Genomic DNA, 22,997 nt, shown 5'->3' with positions numbered 1-22,997 from the left:
GGGTCAGTCCAGTTCCGCCAGCACCGCGCGGAACTCGGCGAGGAAACCGTCCACGCTGTCCACCAGCGCCGCGTCCACGGTGGCGCTCATCGAGAACGACCCGTACCACCCCAGCACGCCGACGGTGAACGGTGTTCCCGGCGCGAGCGGGATGATGGCGAACGCGGTGCGCAGCGGGAAGTCCCGGAAGCTCACCTGCCAGGCCGCACCGGGCATGTTGGACACGGTGCCGTTGAAGAACCGTTCATTGTAGACAGTCCGGGCGAACCAGGAGTGGAAGAACGGTGGCATCAGGCCGGCCAGGGTGTGCTGCACGAACCGGGACGCGACGACCCGCGTGCCGGTGCGCAACCGCTTGGTGGCCCGCGCGATCCGCTTCAGGCGTTCGGCTTCGGGCATGTCCCCCAGCGGGATGTCGACCATCACCGCGGCGGTGACGTTGCCCTCCGCGCCGGGCCGCGGTTCGGCGGCCATCAGCGTGACCGAGGTGAGCATCGACTCCGGCAACGGCGCGACCGCGACCCGCCGCAGCGCCCCGGCGACCCCGCCCAGGAGCAGGTCGGTCACCCGGACGCCGTGCTTGCGCGCCAGCTCGCGGACGTCGTCGAGCGGGATCTGCAGGGTCGCGTAGCGGCGATCCGGCGGGTCGCCGGACGGCAGTTGCGCCTTGGGCCGCCCGTCGGTGGCCAGCTGCGCCAGGCCGACGGCCCCCGCGGCGGCCTTCTGCAGGGCGTTGGGCTGCCTGGTCTCGTTGATCCCCTCGAGCAGGCTGGGCGAGTCGAACAGCTCGAGCATCAGGCTGATCGTGCCGATGCCGTCCGCGACCGCGTGGTGCACCAGCGAGATCACGGCCGCGGTGTTCTCCTCGACGCCGCGCACCACGGCGAACCGCCACAGCGGGCGGTCCCGGGGCAGCGGCTCGCTCTGGAACCGGGCGACCAGCCGGTGCAGCTCCCCCATCCCGCCGGGCGTGCCGTCCGGGCGGGTCAGGTCGAAATCGGGGACGTGCCAGTCCCAGTCGATGTCCGGGTGCGGCACCCAGTGCTGGCGCCGCCAGGGCGAGTAGTCCGACAGGCGCTGCGCGTAGCGGGGCATCGCGGGCAGCTTGTCGCGGATGGCGTTCTGCACCCACTCGCGGGTCGGACCGGACGGGTTCGCCGACGTGTCGAGCATGATCAGCCCGCCGACGTGCTGCGGGTAGGCCGGGGTCTCGACGTGCAGGAAGAACGTGTCGGACGCGGACACCCGGTCGACCGGCCGCGCGAGGCGCGCGATCCAGGTCGCCGCGGCGATGAACACCACGGCGGCGGCCGCGTCGATCCAGTAGTGGTTGCCGGTGGCGATGATCACCGCGAACGTGATGGCGACGTGGACGGCGCTGACGATCTGCACGAGCCAGCCGCCGCGGATGCGCGCGAGGACGACGGACACCCACAGCGCCCACCCGACGTGCAACGACGGCATGGCGGCGAGCTGGTTGGCACCCTGCAACGCCGGTGAGCCCCAGGACAGGAACGTGTGCCCGAGCCGGACGGTGTCGATGAACCCGGCGCCCTCGAGCATCCGCGGCGGCGCGACCGGGAAGAGCCAGAAGCAGGCCAGGGCGAACAGGTTGAGCCAGACGAAGCTGTTGCGCACCGACCGGTAGTAGACCGGGTGGCGGGCGTGCACCCAGATCAGCAGGATGATCGCGCTGGCGATGTAGGTGATCGCGTACTCATAGTTGGCGAAGACGCGGATCCAGCCCTGCTCGGCGAGCCACAGGTTGACCGGCAGCTCGAAGTCCAGGTGCATCCAGCGTTCGAACGCCAGCAGCGCCTCACCGTTGGCGTGCGCCCGGGGCTCGCGGCCGGGCAGCGGGAACGCCTCGACCAGCAGGTACACCCCGAACAGGGCGAGCCCGAGCAGCAGTTCACCCCACCAGCTGGGACGCGGGACGGCCGCCGCGCGGGCGTCCGCGACCACCGGGGACCGTGAGGTGGAACCTACGGTGAGCACACCGTCATATACCACGCTTCGTGGCGGGTGCGCTCGCTCGAATCACCGCTCGACCGCGTAGTGGAGGTGGGTGACGCCCGGCGCTGGAACGGCTTCGACGAGGCGGAGCCGCACGTGCGCGGGCAGTTCCCGGAAGTAGGGCCGTCCGGCGCCGAGCAGGACCGGGACCTGGTGCAGGACGATCTCGTCGACCAGGCCGGCCGCCAGCGCCGCGGTGACGACGCCGCCACCCATGAGGCCGACGTCCAGGTCGCCGGCGGCTTCCCGCGCGCGGGCGATCGCGTCCTCGATGCCGGCGGCGAGGATCTGCCGGTCGCTGGTCTGCGCGGGCCGGTGGCTCAGGACGACCAACCGGGCCTTCGGGTGCGGGCTGCCGCCGCCGAAGCGCTCGGAGTCCTCGTAGGTGGTGCGCCCGGCGACGATGGCGCCCACCCGGCCGGCGAGGGCGTCGAACACGCGGGCGCTGGGCTCGCTCAGCCAGAAGCCGTCGAACACGCCGCTCGGGGTGTCGCCGCCGAAGTACCAGTCGAACAGCATTCCGCCGTCGCCGAGGCCGTGGCCCGGTTGGGGGTCGCGGCCGGTGATGAAGCCGTCGACGGAGACCGCGTGCGCGGCGATGACCTTGCTCATCTCGGGTTCCCTTCGGAGTTCCTTCAAGAGACTCCGACCGTAGCAGTGTGAGTTCCTTCAGGGAACCCCGATTGCTAGACTCGGGTCCATGCAGCGGACGAACTTCGGGGGGATGGCGTGCTCGATCGCGCGCACGCTGGACGTCATCGGGGAGCCGTGGTCGCCCCTGGTGCTGCGGGACGTGTGGGCCGGGCTGAGCCGGTTCGAGCAGATCCAGGCCGATCTGGGGATATCCCGGAAGGTGCTGACCGAGCGGCTGAACCACCTGGTGGAGCGCGGGGTGCTGGAGCGGCGGCCCTACGACCGGCGGCCGCGCTACGAGTACGTGCTGACGCAGAAGGGCGCCGAGCTGGTCGAGGTGCTGATGGTGATGGCCAACTGGGGCGACCGGTGGCTGGCGGGCGAGGCGGGGCCGCCGGTGGTGTACCGGCACCACGCGTGCGGGGAGGTCAGCGGGGCCGGCCTGAGGTGCGACCACTGCGGCGAGGCCCTGCACGCCGGGAACGTGGACCTGCTGCCCGGCCCGGGCGCGGCGGCGTGAGCGGACCCCGGTGAGCGCGCGGAGTTCGCGCGCGGCGCGGGTCAGGCGGCGGCGGGTGCCGGGGTGTGGCGGCCGGCCAGGCGGAGCGTCACGCCGTCGCGGCGGAGTTTGCGCCAGCCGTGGCCCACGCAGGCCGCGACGGTCAGCGCGGTCAGCAGCCCGCTGAGGATGCCGCGCGACATCAGGCCGGCCCCGACCCCCCAGTGCAGGAACCCGATGGTCATCGCGGCGTCGATGAGCCGCGAGCCGCCCCACAGCAGGGCCACCTCGATGAACACGCGGTTCACCGTGCGGTGCTTGAACAGCTCCGCGGGCAGCCGCACGAAGTCCTTGGCCAGGCGCGCCGTGATGGGGCGCCCGATCATCGCGCTGCCGACGAAGATCAGGAACATCAGCACCGAGCCCACGGCCGGTTGCAGCACGTACACGACCGCGCTCGACGTCACCAGCGCGACCGCCGCCCGTCCGACCAGCATCGCCGTGCACAGCAGCAGCGTGCGGGGCATGTCGCGCTTCATCAGGCGCCGGGCGCCGATGACGACGGCCGCCCAGCCGAGCACCGCGCACAACGCGGGTACCAGACCGACGAAATTCAGCAGCAAAGCCAGGAGCACCGACGGGATGACGACGGTTTCCAGCAGCAGAATCGCCGCATCCTTGATCGTTTTCCGCAAATGCGGTATTTCGATCACCAAATGGCGCTCGCCGGAGGACGCTCGGTGGTGCACGGGTTCCAGCCTCCAAGGGTCTGCCTGGGTGCGCGGGGGCAGCGCACTCACTGACAGGCTCTGTAGGTTCCACCGCCCGCCGGGCCCGAAACCTACGCCGGATACCTGAATTATTCCTGAGCGAAGGAGTCCGAAGATCGGGCGGGGACGGTTCCGGAGAATTTACCACTTCCGGGATAAACCCCGCGTTGGGCGGATCGGCTGGTCTCCGCCTGGACGCTCGGCGAGTGCGCCAGCCCGAACACGCCGACGATCAGCAGCACGGCCGCGCCCGCCGTCGCCGCGAGCGGTCCCGGCTCGGTGACCAGGGTCGCGTTGAACGCCAGTAGCCCCAGGAAGTAGCTGGCCGCGGGGTTGACGATGGACATCACGGCGATCGCCGCGGACAGCGAACCCGACCCGTACGCCTGCTGCCCGAGAAGCAGCCCGGACAAGGTGGACAGGGCCAGGACGTACCCCGGCCAGGTGAGCGCGGTGTGAGCGACACCCTCGTTCAACAGCAGGTCGGTGGTCACCTTCATCATGGCCGCGCTGATCGCGTAGCAGATGCCCGCGGCGGTGGCGATGAGCGCGCTGTGCAGGAGCGGGCCGCGCTTCTGGGCGACCTGCACGAGGGTGACGACGGTGGCCGCGGCGATGAGCACGGCGATCAGCAGGCGGCCCTGGTCCGGCGACCCGCCCAGCGGCGCGGTGCCCTCGACCGTCAGGAACACCACCACGCCCCCGGTGATGGCGAGCCCGGCCAGCCAGTCCCGCAGCGGCGGCCAGCGCTTGATCGCGGCCGAGGCCATCGGCAGCGCGAAGAGCAGTTCGGTGACCAGCAGCGGCTGGACGAGCGCGATCGACCCGAAGTGCAGCGCGGCGGCCTGGCTGAAAAAGCCCAACAGGTTCGTGGCCCATCCCGCGAGCCACACCCTCTTGCGCAACAGCTTGCGGATCAGCCACAGTACGGGGACGCGGTGCCGCGCGGCGCGCCCGCCGGCCTCGGTGTCGGCAACCTCGATCACCGCGCGTCGCTGCAGCGCGGCTGACGCCGCGAACAGGAACGCCGCGGCGAATCCGAGGAATACCGGGACTAACACGTCACTTTTCAGCGCTTCCAGTGGCGGAAAGATTCCGGGAACTCAGCTCGAACCCCCGAACCGGGCAGATAGTGCACGGTACACCGAGGGAGCGGTCGCGCGCACCGCAATTGGCAGTCTGAGCCAGCGGGGGACGTACTGCTCGGCCCGTTCGGCCGTGATCGCCTCGAGCACCGCGTCGGCGACCTTGCCCGCGGGCACCGGCCGGGGGCTGCGCCGCTGGTAGGGACGGCCGCGGCGGGCGAAGAACTCGGTGTCCACCACACCGGGGACGACGACCCCGACCCGCACCCCGGTACCGGCCAGTTCCAGCCGCAGGCTCTCGGCGAACACGTCCACGCCCGCCTTGGTCGCGGAGTAGACCGACTCCCCCGCGACGCCCGCCCGGCCGGCGATGGATGTGACGAAGACCACGGCCGCTCGGGGCCGGTCGAGGAGGTCGGGCAGCAGGGCGCGGGTCAGTTCGACGGGTGCGGCGAGGTTCACGGACAGCAATCGCCGGACGTCGGCGCCGGACATGCCGGACACCGGTCCGGCGTAGCCGAGGCCGGCGTTGTTGACGAGCACGTCGATGCGGCCGGCCCGGGTGATCTCCGCGGCCGCGGCCTCGACGGCGCCGGGCTCGGCGAAGTCGGCACGGACGGCGACCCCGCCGGTGCGCTCGGCGAGCGCCGCCAGCCGGTCGCCGTCCCGCCCATGCAGCACGAGGCGAGCACCAGCCTCGTGCAGCCGGAGCGCCGTGGCCGCCCCGATGCCCGACGAGGCACCGGTGACCACCGCGACCGCACCACGGACGTCCATGGTCAGCCTCCGATCCGGGCGACGTACGGGCGGCGCCCACCCTCCAGCCGGGCCGCGGCCAACTGCGCGGGCCGCGAGGAGCGAAGCCGGCTGCTACCGGCCCCCACGCGGGCTTCCCGAGCGAGCCTGGCGGACGGCCACCTTCCTGCGGCCCCCGCCCGCGCTGGGCCGCGGGAGCGAGGCCCCGGCAACCCGGCCACCACTGGCCCGCCCCGTGGGCCGTGCGGCCAAGGCCGGCTTCCGCCGGCCGAGCCCGCGGGCCGCGAGGAGCGAGGCCGGCTGCCGCCGGCCCAGCTTCCCGCGGCCGTCACCGCGACGTCAGCCCGTGACCTGCACCGCGTCGACCACGAAGACGAGCGTCTCGTTCGGCTTGATCGGGCCGTTGCCGCGCGCGCCGTAGCCCAGGTCCGGCGGGATGACCAGCAGACGGCGGCCACCCTGCTTGATGCCCTCCAGGCCCTGGTCCCAGCCCGGGATGGCGGTGCCCTCGCCGAGCGCGAACGAGAACGGCGCCGCCCCGAAGGAGTTCTGCTGGTCCACCTTGTCCGACCAGGTGACCAGGTCGTAGTCCATCTGCAGCGTGCTGCCGGCGTGCGCGGTGGCGCCGGTGCCCGGCTTCAGGTCCTTGGTCAGCAGCTTCGTCGGCGCACCGCAGTCGTCCGGGATGGTGATCGTGGGCTTGGCGCCGAAGTCGCCGGTCACGGTGATGTCGTCCGCGGTGCACTCGTGCGCGGCGCTGCCCGTCCCGTGCCCCGCCGAGGCGCTGGCGGACGCCCCCGCCGGCTCCGGCGCCGGGTAGGTCGGGCCGCCACCGGGCGGGAAGGACGACGGGTCCTGGTCGGGCGCGCAGGCCCCGAGAGCGAGGGCGGCTGCCGCCGCGAGCACGATCTTGCCAGCGTTACGCATGGCGACACCTTAACCGGGCGCTGACCAGTCGGTTTGCCCGGGTTAGCGCTCCGTGTAAAGAATCCCGAGGCGCTGGGTGGCCCGCGTGTACGCCACGTACAGGTCGTTCCACCCGCGCGGCGACTCCGCCACGATCTCCTCCGGCGCCAGCACCACGACCCCGTCGAATTCCAATCCCTTGGCCTCGGCCACGGTCAGCACCGACACCGCCTCCGCGTGACCGTCCAGTTCGGACCGGACCGCGCCGAGCCGGGACGCGGGGACCAGCACCGCCACGGTGCCGCCGTCCGCGGCCGCCACCTCCTCGTCCACAATGGACGTCAGGGGCCGCGAGCCGAGCGGCGCGCGCCACGGCCGCACCCCGGTCTCCCGCACCGACGCCGGCACCCGCAGGTCCGGGTCGACCTCGCGCAGTGCCTCCGCGGCGAGGTCCATGATCTCCACCGGCGTGCGGTAGTTGACCGTCAGCTCGCGCAGGCGCCACCGGTCGCCGACGTAGCGTTCGAGCATGTCCCGCCAGGACGACGCGCCGCCGGGCGCGCCGGTCTGCGCGACGTCGCCGACCACGGTCATCGACCGGCTCGGGCAGCGCCGCATGAGCAGCCGCCAGTCCATCGCCGACAGCTCCTGCGCCTCGTCGACGATGACGTGCCCGAACGTCCAGGTGCGGTCGCGGGCGGCGCGCTGCGCGGCGGTCAGGTGGCTGCTGCGCTCCTGCCGCTCGGCGAACAGCTCGGCGTCCAGGATGTCGGCGATGTTGATCTGGTCCTCGTCCAGGAGCTCCTCGTCCTGGTCCATGATGTCGAGCACACCCTCGGCGTAGGCGCGCTCCTCGCGCTCCCGCCGCTCGCGGGCCTCCCGCTCGGCCGCGTCGTCCTCGCCGAGCAGCTCGGCCAGCTCGTCGAGCAGCGGCACGTCGCCGGGCGTCCACGGCGACCGCGCCGGGCGCTTGAGCGCCGCGCGGTCATCGTCGGACAGCAGCCCCTCGGACGCGCTGAGCAGCCGGTCGGCGTCGGCGAACAGGTCACGCAACAGCCGCTGGGGGGTGAGCTTCGGCCACAGTTCGTCCAGCGCGGCCGCGACGGTGTCGGACTCGGACAGTTCCTTGCGGATCTCCACCCGGTCGCCCGCGTCCAGCACCGGCGCGTCGGCGTCCTCGCCCGCGGCGAGCGGGATGTCCGGCACGCCGGCGAACAGGTCGACCTCCATGCGGACCGTGGCCCGCTCGGTCAGCGCGTCGAGCATCGCGTCGACGAACACCCGCCGCGCGAGGTTGTGCGGGCGGCGGGTGCGCCGGGCCTTGTCGCGGGCTCGTTCCACCACGTCCCGGTCCAGCACCAGCACGTCGTCGTCGAAGGCGACCTCGAACTTCTCCTCCGGCACCCGCTGGCGGTCGGCGACGGCCCGGGTGAGCACGTCGACCATGACCGGGCGGCCCTTGACCTCGGCGGCCTCCCGGCTGTCCGCGCCACGGGCCCGGATACCGGGGAACAGCTGCCCGATCGTGGACAGCAGCACGCCGGTCTCGCCGAGCGAGGGCAGGACCTGGCCGATGTAGCGCAGGAACGTGCTGTTCGGGCCGACCACGAGCACACCGCGCGAGGCGAGCTGCTGGCGGTAGGTGTAGAGGAGGTAGGCGGCCCGGTGCAGGGCCACGGCGGTCTTGCCGGTGCCCGGCCCGCCCTGCACGACGACCACGCCGCCCAGCTCGTCGCGGATGATGTCGTCCTGCTCGGCCTGGATGGTGGCGACGATGTCGCCCATCTCACCCGTGCGCTTGCGCTCCAGCGCGGCCAGCAGGGCGGCCTCCCCGGCCAGTCCCAGGTCGGCCTGCTGCCCGTCGACCGCGCGGAGGTCCAGGATCTCGTCGTCGAGGCCGACGACCTTGCGGCTGAGCGTGCGGATGTGCCTGCGCCGCCGCACGCCCTCCGGCGAGGCGGCGGTGGCCAGGTAGAACGGCCGCGCCGCGGGCGCGCGCCAGTCCAGCAGCAGCGGCTCGTAGTCGCCGTCGGAGTCGAACAGCCCGAGCCGCCCGATGTAGGCGGGCGCTTGCTGGTCGTGGAAGTCGAGCCGGCCGAAGCACAGGCCCTGCTCGACCGAGCCGAGCTGCGCCAGCCGCTCGTGGTGGAGGCTGCTGGCGGCGTCCCGCTCGGCGCTTTCCTGCGGGGTCTCCCCGTGTGAGCGCAGCGCCCGCTCCAGGCGGCGCTCGGTGGTTTCGCGCTCGGCGTCGAGCTTGCGGTAGAGCATGGACACGTAGTCCTGCTCGTGCTGAAGGTCGGTCGTGTTCTGCGGTTCCCGGTCCCCAGCCACGGACAAGTGCAACCTGCTTTCGGCGTTCGGGTGAGTGGTCGGCCTGGGATCAACGAAGGCCGGCGCCGGGGAATTCCCGGCCCGCGTCAGAACGGCAGGCCGAGGGTGGGCAGGCCGATCGCCGAGTCGACCGCCAGCGCGCAGAACAGGATCATCAGGTACGTGTTCGACCGGTGGAACAGCGCCATCGGCTTGGTCTCCACGCCGCGCTTGACACCGGAGTACAGGCGGTGCGCGTAGAAGAGGAACCAGGACCCGGCCAGCACCGCGAAGCTCGCGTACAGCCAGCTGGTCGCGGGCAGCAGGAGCAGCGTCCAGCCGACCATGACCCACGAGTAGATCAGGATCTGGCGGGCCACGTGCTCGGCCGTGGCGACCACCGGCAGCATCGGCACGCCGGCGCGCTCGTAGTCGTCCTTGTACTTCATCGCCAGCGCCCAGGTGTGCGGCGGCGTCCAGAAGAAGATGACGGCGAACATCACGAACGCCGGCCACTGCACGGTGCCGGTGACCGCGGCCCAGCCAATCACCACCGGCATGCAGCCGGCGGCCCCGCCCCACACCACGTTCTGCGCCGTGCGCCGCTTGAGCACCAGCGTGTAGACGAAGATGTAGAACAGGATCGTCGCGATCGCCAGCACGGCGGCCAGCAGGTTCACCGTGAAGTACAGCATCGCGAACGAACCGGCGCCCAGCGCCAGCGCGAACACCAGGGCGTTGCGCCGGGGCACCGAGTCCCGCACCAGCGGGCGGCGCTTGGTCCGGTTCATCACCTTGTCGATGTCGGCGTCGATCACGCAGTTGAGCGCGTTCGCGCTGCCCGCGGCCATGGTGCCGCCGACCAGCGTCGCCAGGATCAGCCACGGCGACGGGATCGTGCGCGCGGCGAGGAACATCGCCGGGATGGTGGTGACCAGCAGCAGCTCGATGACCTGAGGCTTGGTCAGGGCGACGTAGGCGCCGACGATCCGGCTCACGCGCCGCAGACCACGCGGGCGCTCGCCTCCGGGGTCGACAGCGCTGGTGCTGTCACTGCGCCCGTGCGCAGCGTTCACCAACGACAATTCCGCTCCCTGAGTCAGATTCGGTGGCACCGAGGGCGGCCCGGCACCGCCACCGATCGTAATCGCCGGGTTCGCACCCCGCGTGCACCGGGGTGCGCCAGCCGCGTGTGTCGGCCCCGGAGGCGCCGGGTACCCGACCTACTAGGCTGGCGCCCGGGGTTGCGCTTGTGGTCGTGCGCACGCCCGCTAGCAGGAATATCGTCTCTTCGGGATCGATTGAGATGAGTGGAGCCTGCGCGCGCGAAGACCCCCACGAACAGAAGAGTTGCCACCGAGAAGGACGGGGAGTTCGAGTTCAGTGTCCGATATCGCCTCCATCAGCGAGAACAACCCATTGCTGCGGCGGAACCTGCCCGCCGACTGGACCGACCTCGACACCCGTGCGGTCGACACCGTCCGGGTGCTGGCCGCCGACGCGGTCGAGAACTGCGGCAGCGGTCACCCCGGCACCGCGATGAGCCTGGCGCCGGTGGCGTACTCGCTCTTCCAGCGGATCATGCGCCACGACCCGAGCGACCCGGAGTGGCCTGCGCGTGACCGGTTCGTCCTCTCCGCCGGGCACTCCAGCCTGACCCTCTACATCCAGCTGTTCCTCGCCGGCTACGGCCTGGAGCTGGAGGACCTCAAGCAGCTGCGCAAGTGGGGTTCGAAGACCCCGGGCCACCCGGAGTACCAGCACACCAAGGGCGTGGAGACCACCACCGGCCCGCTGGGCCAGGGCCTGGCCAACGCGGTCGGCATGGCGATGGCCGCCCGCCGCGAGCGCGGCCTGCTCGACCCGGACGCCGCGCCCGGCGAGAGCATCTTCGACCACCACATCTTCGTGATCGCCTCCGACGGCGACATCGAGGAGGGTGTGACCTCCGAGGCCTCGTCCATCGCGGGCCGCCAGGAGCTGGGCAACCTGGTCGTCATCTACGACGACAACAAGATCTCGATCGAGGACGACACCAACATCGCGCTGTCCGAGGACACCGCGAAGCGGTACGAGGCCTACGGCTGGCACGTCCAGGTCGTCGAGGGCGGCGAGGACGTCGTGGCGATCGAGGAGGCCATCGCGGCCGCCAAGGCGGAGACCACCCGCCCGTCGTTCATCCTGCTGCGCACCGTGATCGGCTACCCGGCGCCGAACAAGATGAACACCGGCAAGGCGCACGGCGCCGCGCTGGGCGCCGACGAGGTCGCCGCGGTCAAGGAGATCCTCGGCTTCGACCCGCAGCGCAGCTTCCAGGTCGACGACGAGGTGCTCGAGCACACCCGCAAGGCGCTCGAGCGCGGCAAGCAGGAGCGCGCCGCCTGGCAGGAGCGCTTCGACGCGTGGGCCGCGGCGAACCCGGAGCGCAAGAAGCTGGCCGACCGGCTGGCCACCCGCGACCTGCCCGAGGGCTGGGCCGACAAGCTGCCCAGCTGGGAGCCCGACGCCAAGGGCATCGCCACCCGCAAGGCCTCCGGTGAGGTGCTCAACGCGCTGGCCGACGTGCTGCCGGAGCTGTGGGGCGGCTCGGCCGACCTGGCCGAGAGCAACAACACCACGATGAAGGGCGCCGACTCGTTCGGCCCGGAGAAGGCCTCCACGGGCATGTGGCAGGCCAACCCCTACGGCCGCACGCTGCACTTCGGTGTCCGCGAGCACGCCATGGGCTCGATCCTCAACGGCATCGCGCTGCACGGCGGCACCCGCCCGTACGGCGCGACCTTCCTGGTGTTCAGCGACTACATGCGCCCGCCGGTGCGGCTGGCCGCGCTGATGCACGCGCCGGTCATCTACGTGTGGACGCACGACTCGATCGGCCTGGGCGAGGACGGCCCGACGCACCAGCCGATCGAGCACCTGGCGTCGCTGCGCGCCATCCCGGGCCTGAACGTGGTCCGGCCCGCCGACGCCAACGAGACCGCCGGTGCCTGGAAGGCCGCACTGGAGGACAAGCGCCACCCGTCGGGCCTGGCGCTGACCCGCCAGAACGTCCCGGTGCTCGAGGGCACCTCGGCGGACAAGGTCGCCAAGGGCGCCTACGTGCTCGCCGACGCCTCCTCCGGCGCCCCGGAGGTCGTGCTGATGGCGACCGGCTCCGAGGTCCAGCTGGCCGTCGAGGCGCGCAAGACGCTCGAGGCCGACGGCGTGCCCACCCGGGTGGTGTCGGTGCCGTGCGTCGAGTGGTTCGAGGCGCAGGACGAGTCCTACCGCGAGTCGGTCCTGCCCAGCGGTGTGAAGGCCCGCGTGTCGGTCGAGGCCGGCATCGCGCAGCCGTGGTACCGCTGGGTCGGCGACGCCGGTGAGATCGTCTCGATCGAGCACTTCGGGGCCTCGGCCGACTACCAGACCCTGTTCCGCGAGTTCGGGTTCACCGCCGACGCCGTGGTCGACGCCGCGCGCCGCTCGCTCGCCAAGACCAAGAACTCCTGATCACCGAAAAGGGGATGAAGTCATGAGCGACAACCTTGCTCAGCTGACGCAGGCCGGCGTGTCCATCTGGCTCGACGACCTGTCCCGCGAACGGCTGAACTCCGGCAACCTGGCCGGGCTCATCCGCGACCGGCACGTGACCGGCGTGACGACCAACCCGACGATCTTCGCCAACGCCCTGTCCAAGGGCGAGGCCTACGACGACCAGGTGCGTGAGCTGGCCGCCCGCGGCGCCGACGTCCACGCGGTCGTGCGCGAGCTGACCACCACCGACGTGCGCAACGCCGCGGACCTGTTCCGCGACGTCTACACCCGCACGAACGGCGTGGACGGCCGCGTGTCGATCGAGGTCGACCCGAGCCTGGCCCGCGACGCGGACAAGACCGTGGCCGAGGCGCAGGACCTGTGGAAGACCGTCGACCGGCCGAACATCTTCGTCAAGATCCCGGCCACCGAGGAGGGTCTGCCGGCGATCACCAAGACCCTGGCCGAGGGCATCAGCGTCAACGTCACGCTGATCTTCTCGGTCGAGCGCTACCGCAAGGTGATCGACGCCTTCTTCGCCGGCCTGGAGCAGGCCAAGGCCAACGGCCACGACCTCGCCACCATCGAGTCGGTCGCGTCGTTCTTCGTGTCCCGGGTGGACACCGAGGTCGACAAGCGCCTGGACGCGATCGGCACCGACGAGGCCAAGGCGCTGCGCGGCGAGGCCGCCATCGCCAACGCCCGGCTGGCCTTCGCCGCCTACGAGGAGCTGTTCGCCACCGACCGCTGGCAGGCCCTGGCCGCCGCGGGCGCGCGGCCGCAGCGCCCGCTGTGGGCCTCCACCGGCGTGAAGGACCCGTCCTACTCCGACACCCGCTACGTCGACCAGCTCGTCGTGGCCGGCACGGTCAACACGATGCCGGAGAAGACCCTGGACGCGGTCGCCGACCACGCCCGGATCGAGGGCGACCAGGTCACCGGCACCGGCGCGCAGGCCCAGGAGGTGTTCGACAAGCTCGCCGCGGTGGGCATCGACATCCCGGACGTCTTCCGCACGCTGGAGGACGAGGGCGTGGAGAAGTTCGACAAGTCCTGGACCGAGCTGCTCGAGACCGTCACCGGCCAGCTCGAGAAGGCGAAGGGCTGACGCCGTGGTGGGGGAAGAGCTGACCGTCACGATCAGCGACGAGGAGCTGGCCGCGCAGGCGGCTCCGCTGGTCGACGAGCTCGTCGCCGACCAGGTCGCCTCCAAGGTCGCGGCGCAGGACCCCACCCTGTGGGGTCCGGACGCCGAGTCCGAGGCCTCGATCCGGCTGTCCTGGACCACGCTGCACAAGTCGTCGCGGCCGCTGATCGGCGAGATCGAGGCGCTGCGCGAGGAGCTGCGGAGCGAGGGCGTCGACCGGGTCGTCCTGGCCGGCATGGGCGGCTCCTCGCTCGCGCCGGAGGTCATCGCGGCGACCGAGAACGTGGCGCTGACCGTGCTGGACACCACCGACCCGGGCCAGGTCGCCGACGCGCTCGCCGGTGACCTCCAGCGCACGGTGCTGGTGGTGTCGTCGAAGTCCGGCGGCACGGTGGAGACCGACAGCCACCGCCGGATCTTCGCGAAGGCGTTCGCCGACAACGGGATCGAGGCCGCGCGCCGCATCGTCGTGGTCACCGACCCGGGCTCGCCGCTGTCGGAGCTGGCCGAGAAGGAGGGGTACCGCAAGGTGTTCCTCGCCGACCCGCACGTGGGCGGGCGCTATTCGGCGCTCACCGCGTTCGGGCTGGTGCCCGCCGGGCTGGCCGGGGCGGACATCGCCCGGCTGCTCGACCAGGCCGCGGCGGCCGCGCAGGTGCTCGGCGCCGACAGCGCCGACAACCCGGCGGTCAAGCTGGCCGCCGCGTGGGGCGCCGCGCACAACGCGGGCGCGGAGAAGGTCGTGCTGGCCGACACCGGGTCCGGCATCACCGGGTTCGCCGACTGGGCCGAGCAGCTGATCGCAGAGTCCACCGGCAAGCTCGGCACCGGCCTGCTGCCGGTCGCCGTGGACGGCCCGGCCGCGCCCGGGTTCGCCGACGCGGGCGCGGACGCGACCCCGGTCGCGATCGGCCCGGTCACCGGCGCTGCCAAGATCGCCACCACCGGCTCCCTCGGCGCGCAGTTCCTGCTGTGGGAGTTCGCCACCGCGATCGCCGGGCGGCTGCTGAAGATCAACCCGTTCGACCAGCCGGACGTGGAGGCCGCGAAGAAGGCCGCCCGCTCGCTGCTGGACGACCCGTCGAAGCTGTCCGGCGGCGAGACGCCGAGCGCGGTGGACGACGCGGTGGAGATCTTCGCCCCCGCCGGGGTGAGCGGGAACGGCTCGCTGTCCGACGTGCTGCGGGAGTTCCTGGCCACCGCGCCGGAGGGCGGCTACCTGGCGGTGCAGGCGTACCTGGACCGGCTCGACGACGCCTCGGCGGCGCTGCTGCGCCCCGAGCTGGCGAAGCGGACCGGGCTGCAGACCACCTTCGGGTGGGGGCCGCGGTTCCTGCACTCGACCGGCCAGTACCACAAGGGCGGTCACCAGAACGGCATCTTCCTGCAGATCACCGGCGCGAACGAGCACGACCTCGACGTGCCGGACCGGCCCTACACCCTGGGCCAGCTGCAGCACGCGCAAGCGCTCGGCGACGGCCAGGTGCTGACCGAGCGCGGCCGTCCGGTGCTGCGGCTGCACCTGACCGACCGGGCCGCGGGCCTGGCCGAGCTGATGCGCGCCGTACAGGAGGCCGAGTGACAACGAAGGGGTGGAACAACCCGCTGCGGGATCCCCGCGACAAGCGGCTGCCGCGGATCGCCGGGCCGTCCAGCCTGGTGATCTTCGGCGTCACCGGTGACCTCTCCCGCAAGAAGCTGATGCCGGCCATCTACGACCTGGCCAACCGCGGTCTGCTGCCCGCCGGGTTCTCGCTGGTCGGTTTCGCGCGGCGGGACTGGGAGAACGAGGACTTCGGGCAGCTCGTGCACGACGCGGTCGCCGAGCACGCCCGGACCCCGTTCCGCGAGTCGGTGTGGAACCGGCTCGCCGAGGGCATCCGCTTCGTGCAGGGCACGTTCGACGACGACGACGCGTTCGACCGGCTCGCGCAGACCGTGCGCGAGCTGGACGCCGAGCGCGGCACCGGTGGCAACACCGCGTTCTACCTGTCGATCCCGCCCAGCGCGTTCCCGGTGGTGACCAAGCAGCTGGCCCGCTCGGGCCTGGCGACCTCCGACGACGAGTCGTGGCGCCGCGTGGTGATCGAGAAGCCGTTCGGCCACGACCTGGCCAGCGCCAAGGAGCTCAACGCGATCGTCAACGACGTCTTCCCCGAGGAGTCGGTGTTCCGCATCGACCACTACCTCGGCAAGGAGACCGTCCAGAACATCCTCGCGCTGCGCTTCGCCAACCAGCTGTTCGAGCCGATCTGGAACGCCAACTACGTCGACCACGTGCAGATCACCATGGCCGAGGACATCGGCCTGGGCGGTCGCGCCGGGTACTACGACGGCATCGGCGCGGCGCGGGACGTGATCCAGAACCACCTCCTCCAGCTGCTCGCGTTCACCGCGATGGAGGAGCCGCTGTCGTTCGAGCCGCGCGCGCTGCGGGCGGAGAAGATCAAGGTTCTGCGCGCCACCAAGCCGATGCAGCCGTTCGCCGAGACCACCGCGCGCGGCCAGTACACCGGCGGCTGGCAGGGCGGCAAGAAGGTGCCGGGCCTGCTGCAGGAGGCCGGGTTCGCGAAGGACTCGACCACCGAGACCTACGCCGCGGTGTCGCTGGAGGTGCAGAACCGCCGCTGGGCCGGGGTGCCGTTCTACCTGCGCACCGGCAAGCGGCTGGGCCGCCGGGTCACCGAGATCGCGGTCGTGTTCAAGCGGGCGCCGCACCTGCCGTTCGACTACACCTCGACCGAGGAGCTGGGGCAGAACGCCCTGGTGATCCGGGTGCAGCCGGACGAGGGCGTGACGCTGCGGTTCGGCTCGAAGGTGCCGGGCACCACGATGGAGGTCCGCGACGTCACGATGGACTTCGGCTACGGGCACGCCTTCACCGAGTCCTCGCCGGAGGCCTACGAGCGGCTGATCCTGGACGTGCTGCTCGGCGAGCCGTCGCTGTTCCCGGTCAACGAAGAGGTCGAGCTGTCCTGGGAGATCCTCGACCCGATCCTGGAGTTCTGGGCCAAGAACGGCACGCCCGAGCCCTATCCCCCGGGCACCTGGGGTCCGCCGTCGGCGGACGAGGTCCTGGAGCGCAGCGGCCGGAACTGGAGGCGCCCGTGATCATCGACCTGCCTTCGACCACGACCTCGCAGGTCAACCGCAAGATGGTCGAGCTGCGTGAGCGCGGTGGCGCGGTCGCGCTGGGCCGGGTGCTGACGCTGGTGATCGTCGACGACGACGGCGAGCACCTGGAGGAGCACATCGACGCGGCCAACGAGGCCAGCCGCGAGCACCCGTGCCGGGTGATCGTGCTGGCCCGCGGGTCGCGCACGGCCGCGGCCCGGATCGACGCGCAGATCCGCGTCGGCGGGGACGCCGGCGCGAGCGAGGTCATCATCCTGCGGCTGTACGGGCCGCTGGCGTCGCAGGGGCAGAGCGCGGTGATCCCGCTGCTCCTGCCCGACGCGCCGATCGTGGCGTGGTGGCCCAGCTCCGGCCCGAAGGTGCCGGCGCAGGACCCGATCGGGGAGCTGGCGCAGCGCCGGATCACCGACTCGGCGGCGGAGCGCAACCCGATAAGAGCGCTGTCGGCGCGGCGGAAGGCGTACGTGCCGGGTGACACGGACCTGGCGTGGACGCGGCTGACCAACTGGCGTGCCCAGCTGGTCGCGGCGCTGGACTTGCCGCCGTACGAGAAGGTCACCGGCGCGACGGTGACCGGTGAGGCCGACTCGCCGTCGACCGAGCTGCTGGCTGGCTGGCTCGCCGAGTACCTGAAGGTGCCGGTGCGCCGGGTGAAGACCACGACGGCGCAGGGCATCGTGTCGGTGGAGCTGGAGCGCCGCTCGGGTGCGATCGCGCTGCACCGGCCGGACGGCAAGGTGGGCACGCTCATGCAGCCGGGCCAGCCGACGCGGCGGATCGCGCTGCACCGGCGCAACACCAAGGACTGCCTGATCGAGGAGCTGCGGCGGCTCGATCCGGACGAGGTGTTCGAGGCGTCGCTGCAGGGCCTGGACAAGCTGGCCTCGGGTTCGGTGGGCGCCGCCAAGAAGAAGGCGCCCGCGAAGAAGCCGGCCAAGTCGGCGAAGGCGAGCGCGTGATGGCTTCTTCGGAAGTGGTGGTCTACGCCAACGGTGAGCTGCTGGCGGCGGCCGCGGCGGCCCGGCTGGTGACGCGCCTGGTGGATCTGCAGGCCGCGAAGGGGTCGGCGTCGGTGGTGCTCACCGGCGGCGGCACCGGGATCGCGGTGCTGGAGCAGTTGCGCCGCTCCCCCGCGCGGGACGCGGTGGACTGGTCGCGGCTGGACATCTACTGGGGCGACGAGCGGTTCGTGCCCGCGGACGACGACGAGCGCAACGAGAAGCAGGCCCGCGAGGCGCTGCTGGACCACGTGCCCGTCGACCCGAAGCGGGTGCACGCGATGGCGGCCTCAGACGGCGAGTTCGGCGACGACGTGGACGCGGCCGCGGCGGCGTACGCGCAGGTGCTGGCGGACAACGCGAAGCCGGAGGACCACGGCGACGTGCCGCAGTTCGACATCTGCCTGCTCGGTCTCGGCGGCGAGGGCCACACGGCGTCGGTGTTCCCGGAGTCTCCGGCGGTGTACGAGACCGAGCGGTCGGTGGTGGCGGTGCGCAACTGCCCGAAGCCCCCGCCGACGCGCGTGTCGCTGACGCTGCCCGCGATCCGGCGCTCGCACGACGTCTGGCTGATGACGACGGGTGAGGCGAAGGCCGACGCGGTCGCGCTGGCCCTGTCCGGTGCCGGCGAGGTGCAGGTGCCCGTGGCGGGCGCCCGGGGCCAGCGGAGGACGCTGTGGCTGCTCGACCGCGCGGCGGCGGGCAAGCTGTCGAACGTGTACCTGCCGCCCACAGCGTGACTTGAGTGGGGTCGTTGCAACACAACTGATCAACTGGCTTGGGTCAGGAGTTTCGCGAAGCGCTCGGCTGGGTGTCCCAGCCGAGCGTTTTGCGTGGGCGGTCGTTCGACCAGGGTGCCGATCGCGGAAGCACCGTCCTTGCCGATGATCAGGTCGCCTTCCCAGTGTCCTGGGATCGCCGTCGGCCCGGCGGAACCCGGCAGCCGGGGTGAGCGCAGCCGAGCCGCCGCCCGTCGGCGGCCTCGCCGATCAACGCCAGGCCACCGCGCTGGCGGCCCGCGTCCCCTCGCCCATGAGCATTCCCCTCCCCCGCACGCCTCCGGTGTTTCCCGCACCCGTGTGAGGTTCCCGTTAGCATCCGCACATTGTTGCGGCCACTCGCGTCCCGATCGGGTGACTTCGGACTCTCATAGGCAGTCCACAAGACGAGTGAGGTCCAAACCATGAGCACCGAGGGACTCTCCATCGGGATTTCGGTCGGCGGCCCAGGCGCGGGGGCCGCCGACCGGGCGCACGGCGGCACCCGCTCCCGCCGGGCGGCGCTCGCGCGGCGGGCGGTGTGGCTGCCGCTCGCGATCGACGCCACCGCCATCCTCATCGCCGTGCTCGACGTCTGGCTCGTCATCCCCGAGAAGGCGCCGCCGTACTCGATCTACCTGTCCGGGCTCGCCTGCCTGGCGCTGGCCGGCCGTCGCTGGATGCCGTTCGGCGTGGTGCTGCTGACCGTGCCCGGCTTCCTCACCGGCTGGTCGCAGCTGGCCGCGATGATCGCGCTGGGCATGCTCGCCACCCGCAAACAGACCCACTGGCAGGTGTGGGTCGGGGCGGCGCTGGTGTGGATGTGCCGGTTCGTGCAGTGGCCGCCGAGCGACTTCGCGCAGCTGAGCTGGCGCGAACACGTCCTGGACGGCATCTACGGCGTCCTGGTGGCCGGCATGCCGATCGCGATCGGGCTGCTCATCGGCGCCCGCGCGCAGCTGTCCCAGAAGCTGGGCGAGCTGGCCGCCAGCCGGGACCGGGAACGCAAGCTCACCGCGGACGCCGTGCGCGCCGAGGAGCGGGCGCGGCTGGCGCGCGAGATGCACGACGTGGTCTCCCACGACATCACCCTGATCGCGATGCAGGCGGGGGTGCTCACCGCGCAGGACTCGCCGTCGGCGCGGCAGACCGCCGAGGTCATCCGGCAGCTGTCCACCCGCACGCTGGAGGAGCTGCGCTCGCTGGTGGGTGTGCTGCGGTCCGGCCTGGAGGACGACGGCCCGCAACCCGGGATCGCCGAGCTCGGCAGGCTGGTGCACGACAGCGCGGTCGCGGTGCGGCTGACGATGGACGAGGTGCCCGAGGACGTGCCCCCGAAGGTGTCGGCGGCGGCGTACCGCACGGTGCAGGAGGCGCTGACCAACGTGCGCAAACACGCGCCCGGCGCCACCGCGACGGTCCTCGTGCGTGGTGAGGACGGCGCGCTGAGCGTGGAGGTGCGCAACGAGCGCCCCTGCCACGAGGCGACGGAACTCCCCTCGGGCGGCTACGGGCTCACCGGCCTCGCCGAACGGGCTCGCCTGCTGGGCGGGAGCCTGGAAACGTGCCCCACCGAGGACGGCGGCTTCCGCGTGCGGGCCCGTTACCCGCTGGGCGTCTGAGACAGGGGCGTCGCGGGCTCGGCGTGCTGCCCTCCGGCGGCTTGAAGCCCGCGTCAGGGCCGGGCGAGGTCCGGAACGCAGAACGGACCCGCTCCGCCGGTGCGCGCCGGCGAGGCGGGTCCGTGTCCGGGAAAGCGCTTCCTCAGATCTGACGGCGCTGACGCAGCCGCTCGAGCGCCTCGGCGAGGATGGCCTCGCCGTCGGCGTCGCTGCGCCGTTCCTTCACGTACGCCAGGTGGGTCTTGTACGGCTCGGTCCGCGGCGCGGCCGGCGGGTTCTTCTCGTCCTGGCCGGCGGGTAGCCCGCAGCGCGGGCAGTCCCACTCGTCCGGCACCTCCGCGTCCATGGCGAACGACGGCTTGGACTCGTGCCCGTTGGCACACCAGTACGACACCCGGCGGCGGGGAGCGGCCTCACCGCGCTCCGACTCACCGGACGGACCGGCACCGACCCTGGTGCCTCTGATTGCGTTACCGCCAACCATGAATCCTCACAGTGTGGATAGGCGGCGCACCCCCCATAGGCACGCCCGTGCGTTCAGGCCGTCACACCTTCAGCAGCAGGCCCAGGCCCACGATGCTGATCAGCCAGACGGCGCCCAGCAGCAGGGTGATGCGGTCGAGGTTCTTCTCGGCCACGCTCGACCCCGCGAGGCTGGACTGCATGCCACCCCCGAACAGCGAGGACAACCCGCCACCGCGGCCGCGGTGCAGCAGCACGGCGATCACGAGCAGCACGCTGGACGCGATCAGCAGGATTTGCAGGAACAGCTTCATCTCATCCTCTGGTCTTCGGGAGTTGCCTGATCGTGTGACGGTCTGAGGTTGCCAGACTACTCGCCGACCCCCCGGTTACGGCAGCGGCCCACCCGCAGCCAGCGCGCAGAGCTTGGTGAACTCCTCGGCCTGCAGGCTCGCCCCGCCGACCAGCGCCCCGTCGATGTTGTCGCACGCGACCAGCTCGGCGATGTTGCCCGACTTGACCGACCCGCCGTAGAGCACGCGGACCTCGTCGGCCACCTCGGAGCCGTACTTGTCGGCCAGGGCGCCGCGCAGCGCCTTGCAGACCTCCTCGGCGTCGGTCGAGGTCGCGACCTTGCCGGTGCCGATGGCCCACACCGGCTCGTACGCCACCACGACCTCGCGGACCTGCTCGGCCTTGAGACCCTTGAGCGCCGCGAGCAGCTGCGAGTGGCAGTGGTCGACGTGGCCGCCGGCCTCCCGCACCTCGAGCTTCTCGCCGACGCACAGGATCGGCTTGATGCCGTGCTTGATCGCGGCGCGGACCTTCTTGCCGACCAGCTCGTCGTCCTCGTGGTGGTACTCGCGCCGCTCGGAGTGCCCGACCGTCACGTAGGAGCAGCCGAGCTTGGCGAGCATCGGACCGGACACGTCACCGGTGTAGGCACCGGAGTCGTGCGGCGAGAGGTCCTGGGCGCCGTAGGTCAGCAGCAGCTTGTCGCCGTCGACCAGGGTCTGGATGCTCCGGATGTCGGTGAACGGCGGCAGCACCGCGACATCGACCTTCGCGTAGTACTTCTCCGGCAGCGAGAAGGCGATCTTCTGCACCAGGGCGATGGCCTCGAGGTGGTTGAGGTTCATCTTCCAGTTGCCGGCGATGAACGGCTTGCGCGCCATCAGGCACCACCCTCCAGCACCGCGACGCCCGGCAGCTCCTTGCCCTCGAGGTACTCCAGGGAGGCGCCGCCACCGGTGGAGATGTGCGAGAACTTCTCCTCCGGCAGGCCCAGCACGCGCACCGCGGCCGCGGAGTCGCCACCACCGACCACGCTGAACGCCTCCGAGTCGGCGATCGCCTGCGCGACACCCTTGGTGCCGGCCGCGAACGGGGCCATCTCGAACACGCCGGCCGGGCCGTTCCAGAACACCGTCTTCGCCGCGGCCACCTCGGCCGCGAAGTGCTCGGTGGTGCGCGGGCCGATGTCCAGGCCCATCCAGCCGTCCGGGATCTTCTCGGCGGCGACCGTGTCAGTGGCCGCGTCGGCCGCGAACTTGTCCGCCACCACGACGTCGGAGGGCACGACGATCTTGTCGGCGTGCTCGGCCAGCAGCTTGCGCGCGGTCTCCACGTAGTCCTGCTCGAGCAGGGAGGAGCCGACGCTGTGGCCCTGGGCGGCCAGGAACGTGAAGGCCATGCCGCCGCCGATGAGCAGGCGGTCCACCTTCGGCAGCAGCGCCTCGATCACCGCGAGCTTGTCCGACACCTTCGACCCGCCGAGCACGACCACGTACGGCCGCTGCGGGGCGCCGGTGAGCTTGCTCAGCACCTCCAGCTCGGCGAGCACCAGGCCGCCGGCGTAGGCGGGCAGCGCGCGGGCCACGTCGTAGACCGAGGCCTGCTTGCGGTGCACCACGCCGAAACCGTCGGAGACGAACGCGCCGCCTTCTCCGGTCAGGGCCGCGAGGTCGCGGGCCAGCTCGGCCCGCTCGTCCTCGACCTTGCTGGTCTCGCGCGGGTCGAACCGCACGTTCTCCAGCAGGGCGACGTCGCCGTCGGCCAGGCCGGCGACGACCGCGCGGGCCTGCTCGCCGACCACGTCACCGGCCAGGCGGACCTCCTTGCCGAGCAGCTCGCCGAGCCGGTCGGCGACCGGGCGCAGCGAGTACTTGGCCTCGGGGGTGCCCTTGGGACGGCCGAGGTGGGCCGCGACGATCACCCTCGCGCCGGCCTCGGCCAGGCTCCGGATGGTCGGCAGCGCGGCGCGCACCCGGCCGTCATCGGTGATGGTCGAGCCGTCGAGCGGCACGTTCAGGTCCGACCGGACCAGAACGCGCCGCCCGGAGACACCCTCGGCCAGCAGGTCTTCGAGAGTCTTGACAGCCATGGCC

20 protein-coding genes are annotated in these 22,997 nt (G+C 71.9%); 8 read left to right on the top strand and 12 right to left on the bottom strand.

What is annotated here, in order from left to right; genetic code table 11:
• Window positions 1–3: 3 nt before the first annotated feature.
• Together IE290_RS36095 and IE290_RS36090 are read right to left on the bottom strand one after the other, a co-directional pair.
• A complete protein-coding gene (locus IE290_RS36095) occupies window positions 4–1,965 on the bottom strand; it encodes a bifunctional phosphatase PAP2/O-acyltransferase family protein (RefSeq protein ID WP_191249225.1) in 1,962 nt (653 codons plus the stop codon).
• A 75-nt stretch (window positions 1,966–2,040) separates the two neighbouring features.
• Window positions 2,041–2,628, bottom strand: coding sequence for a dihydrofolate reductase family protein (locus IE290_RS36090; protein WP_191249224.1), 588 nt, complete (start codon window positions 2,626–2,628; stop codon window positions 2,041–2,043).
• 88 nt (window positions 2,629–2,716) lie between these two features.
• Between IE290_RS36090 and IE290_RS36085 the strand changes: the two genes are divergently transcribed.
• Complete coding sequence (locus IE290_RS36085; protein ID WP_191249223.1) at window positions 2,717–3,169, top strand: winged helix-turn-helix transcriptional regulator; 453 nt, start codon at window positions 2,717–2,719, stop codon at window positions 3,167–3,169.
• A 41-nt stretch (window positions 3,170–3,210) separates the two neighbouring features.
• On the opposite strand, the gene IE290_RS36080 is transcribed toward IE290_RS36085, so the two are convergent.
• The 6 genes from IE290_RS36080 to IE290_RS36055 all read right to left on the bottom strand — a co-directional run bounded on the left by IE290_RS36080 (window position 3,211) and on the right by IE290_RS36055 (window position 10,060).
• Window positions 3,211–3,897 carry a DUF3159 domain-containing protein gene (locus IE290_RS36080; RefSeq protein WP_191249222.1) on the bottom strand — a complete coding sequence of 229 codons (687 nt, stop codon included), beginning with the start codon at window positions 3,895–3,897 and terminating at the stop codon, window positions 3,211–3,213.
• Window positions 3,898–4,007: 110 nt separating this feature from the next.
• The gene (locus tag IE290_RS36075; RefSeq protein ID WP_191249221.1) at window positions 4,008–4,979 is read right to left on the bottom strand and encodes a DMT family transporter; all 972 of its coding nucleotides are present in this window, start codon (window positions 4,977–4,979) and stop codon (window positions 4,008–4,010) included.
• 42 nt (window positions 4,980–5,021) lie between these two features.
• Window positions 5,022–5,780, bottom strand: coding sequence for an SDR family NAD(P)-dependent oxidoreductase (locus IE290_RS36070; protein ID WP_191249220.1), 759 nt, complete (start codon window positions 5,778–5,780; stop codon window positions 5,022–5,024).
• A 318-nt stretch (window positions 5,781–6,098) separates the two neighbouring features.
• Complete coding sequence (locus IE290_RS36065) at window positions 6,099–6,686, bottom strand: FKBP-type peptidyl-prolyl cis-trans isomerase (RefSeq protein ID WP_191249219.1); 588 nt, start codon at window positions 6,684–6,686, stop codon at window positions 6,099–6,101.
• A gap of 42 nt (window positions 6,687–6,728) precedes the next feature.
• Window positions 6,729–8,996, bottom strand: a complete 2,268-nt coding sequence (locus IE290_RS36060; RefSeq protein WP_191249362.1) for an AAA family ATPase — start codon at window positions 8,994–8,996, stop codon at window positions 6,729–6,731.
• 86 nt (window positions 8,997–9,082) lie between these two features.
• Window positions 9,083–10,060, bottom strand: a complete 978-nt coding sequence (locus tag IE290_RS36055) for a heme o synthase (RefSeq protein ID WP_094008068.1) — start codon at window positions 10,058–10,060, stop codon at window positions 9,083–9,085.
• Between the two features lie 298 nt (window positions 10,061–10,358).
• On the opposite strand from IE290_RS36055, the gene tkt reads away from it, so the two are divergent.
• The 7 genes from tkt (at window position 10,359) to IE290_RS36020 (ending at window position 20,148) form a co-directional block, all read left to right on the top strand.
• Complete coding sequence (tkt, locus tag IE290_RS36050) at window positions 10,359–12,464, top strand: transketolase (RefSeq protein ID WP_191249218.1); 2,106 nt, start codon at window positions 10,359–10,361, stop codon at window positions 12,462–12,464.
• 22 nt (window positions 12,465–12,486) lie between these two features.
• Window positions 12,487–13,596, top strand: coding sequence for a transaldolase (gene tal / locus IE290_RS36045; protein WP_191249217.1), 1,110 nt, complete (start codon window positions 12,487–12,489; stop codon window positions 13,594–13,596).
• Between the two features lie 4 nt (window positions 13,597–13,600).
• The gene (locus tag IE290_RS36040; RefSeq protein WP_191249216.1) at window positions 13,601–15,217 is read left to right on the top strand and encodes a phosphoglucose isomerase-related protein; all 1,617 of its coding nucleotides are present in this window, start codon (window positions 13,601–13,603) and stop codon (window positions 15,215–15,217) included.
• On the top strand, window positions 15,214–16,746 hold the full coding sequence (zwf, locus tag IE290_RS36035; RefSeq protein WP_191249215.1) for a glucose-6-phosphate dehydrogenase: 1,533 nt from the start codon (window positions 15,214–15,216) through the stop codon (window positions 16,744–16,746). Before IE290_RS36040 ends, zwf begins: the two co-directional genes overlap by 4 nt.
• Window positions 16,743–17,729: a glucose-6-phosphate dehydrogenase assembly protein OpcA gene (gene opcA, locus IE290_RS36030; protein ID WP_191249214.1), complete on the top strand. Its 987-nt coding sequence runs from the start codon at window positions 16,743–16,745 to the stop codon at window positions 17,727–17,729. Before zwf ends, opcA begins: the two co-directional genes overlap by 4 nt.
• Complete coding sequence (gene pgl / locus IE290_RS36025; protein WP_191249213.1) at window positions 17,729–18,508, top strand: 6-phosphogluconolactonase; 780 nt, start codon at window positions 17,729–17,731, stop codon at window positions 18,506–18,508. Before opcA ends, pgl begins: the two co-directional genes overlap by 1 nt.
• A 443-nt stretch (window positions 18,509–18,951) precedes the next feature.
• Window positions 18,952–20,148: a sensor histidine kinase gene (locus tag IE290_RS36020; RefSeq protein WP_191249212.1), complete on the top strand. Its 1,197-nt coding sequence runs from the start codon at window positions 18,952–18,954 to the stop codon at window positions 20,146–20,148.
• Between the two features lie 142 nt (window positions 20,149–20,290).
• Here IE290_RS36020 and IE290_RS36015 read toward each other — a convergent pair whose 3' ends face one another.
• The 4 genes from IE290_RS36015 to IE290_RS36000 form a co-directional block, all read right to left on the bottom strand.
• Window positions 20,291–20,632 carry an RNA polymerase-binding protein RbpA gene (locus IE290_RS36015; protein ID WP_026153205.1) on the bottom strand — a complete coding sequence of 114 codons (342 nt, stop codon included), beginning with the start codon at window positions 20,630–20,632 and terminating at the stop codon, window positions 20,291–20,293.
• Between the two features lie 61 nt (window positions 20,633–20,693).
• Window positions 20,694–20,924: a preprotein translocase subunit SecG gene (secG, locus tag IE290_RS36010; protein WP_091507503.1), complete on the bottom strand. Its 231-nt coding sequence runs from the start codon at window positions 20,922–20,924 to the stop codon at window positions 20,694–20,696.
• 75 nt (window positions 20,925–20,999) lie between these two features.
• Window positions 21,000–21,785, bottom strand: coding sequence for a triose-phosphate isomerase (gene tpiA / locus IE290_RS36005; RefSeq protein WP_191249211.1), 786 nt, complete (start codon window positions 21,783–21,785; stop codon window positions 21,000–21,002).
• A complete protein-coding gene (locus IE290_RS36000; protein WP_191249210.1) occupies window positions 21,785–22,993 on the bottom strand; it encodes a phosphoglycerate kinase in 1,209 nt (402 codons plus the stop codon). Before IE290_RS36000 ends, tpiA begins: the two co-directional genes overlap by 1 nt.
• Between the last annotated feature and the right edge of the window lie 4 nt (window positions 22,994–22,997).

It is taken from the genome of Amycolatopsis deserti (assembly GCF_014653945.1).
Classification (GTDB): domain Bacteria; phylum Actinomycetota; class Actinomycetes; order Mycobacteriales; family Pseudonocardiaceae; genus Amycolatopsis_E; species Amycolatopsis_E deserti.
The sequence above is the reverse complement of the archived record's forward strand: the minus strand, read 5'-3'. Positions and strand labels throughout refer to the sequence as shown.

What these genes read in the sequence shown, in the direction of transcription:
- secG (WP_091507503.1), bottom strand. Translation starts at nt 20,924, where the DNA reads ATGAAGCTGTTCCTGCAAATCCTGCTGATCGCGTCCAGCGTGCTGCTC.
- IE290_RS36065 (WP_191249219.1), bottom strand. Translation starts at nt 6,686, where the DNA reads ATGCGTAACGCTGGCAAGATCGTGCTCGCGGCGGCAGCCGCCCTCGCT.
- pgl (WP_191249213.1), top strand. Translation starts at nt 17,729, where the DNA reads ATGGCTTCTTCGGAAGTGGTGGTCTACGCCAACGGTGAGCTGCTGGCG.
- tpiA (WP_191249211.1), bottom strand. Translation starts at nt 21,785, where the DNA reads ATGGCGCGCAAGCCGTTCATCGCCGGCAACTGGAAGATGAACCTCAAC.
- IE290_RS36000 (WP_191249210.1), bottom strand. Translation starts at nt 22,993, where the DNA reads ATGGCTGTCAAGACTCTCGAAGACCTGCTGGCCGAGGGTGTCTCCGGG.
- IE290_RS36090 (WP_191249224.1), bottom strand. Translation starts at nt 2,628, where the DNA reads ATGAGCAAGGTCATCGCCGCGCACGCGGTCTCCGTCGACGGCTTCATC.
- IE290_RS36070 (WP_191249220.1), bottom strand. Translation starts at nt 5,780, where the DNA reads ATGGACGTCCGTGGTGCGGTCGCGGTGGTCACCGGTGCCTCGTCGGGC.
- IE290_RS36085 (WP_191249223.1), top strand. Translation starts at nt 2,717, where the DNA reads ATGCAGCGGACGAACTTCGGGGGGATGGCGTGCTCGATCGCGCGCACG.
- IE290_RS36015 (WP_026153205.1), bottom strand. Translation starts at nt 20,632, where the DNA reads ATGGTTGGCGGTAACGCAATCAGAGGCACCAGGGTCGGTGCCGGTCCG.
- tal (WP_191249217.1), top strand. Translation starts at nt 12,487, where the DNA reads ATGAGCGACAACCTTGCTCAGCTGACGCAGGCCGGCGTGTCCATCTGG.
- IE290_RS36020 (WP_191249212.1), top strand. Translation starts at nt 18,952, where the DNA reads ATGAGCACCGAGGGACTCTCCATCGGGATTTCGGTCGGCGGCCCAGGC.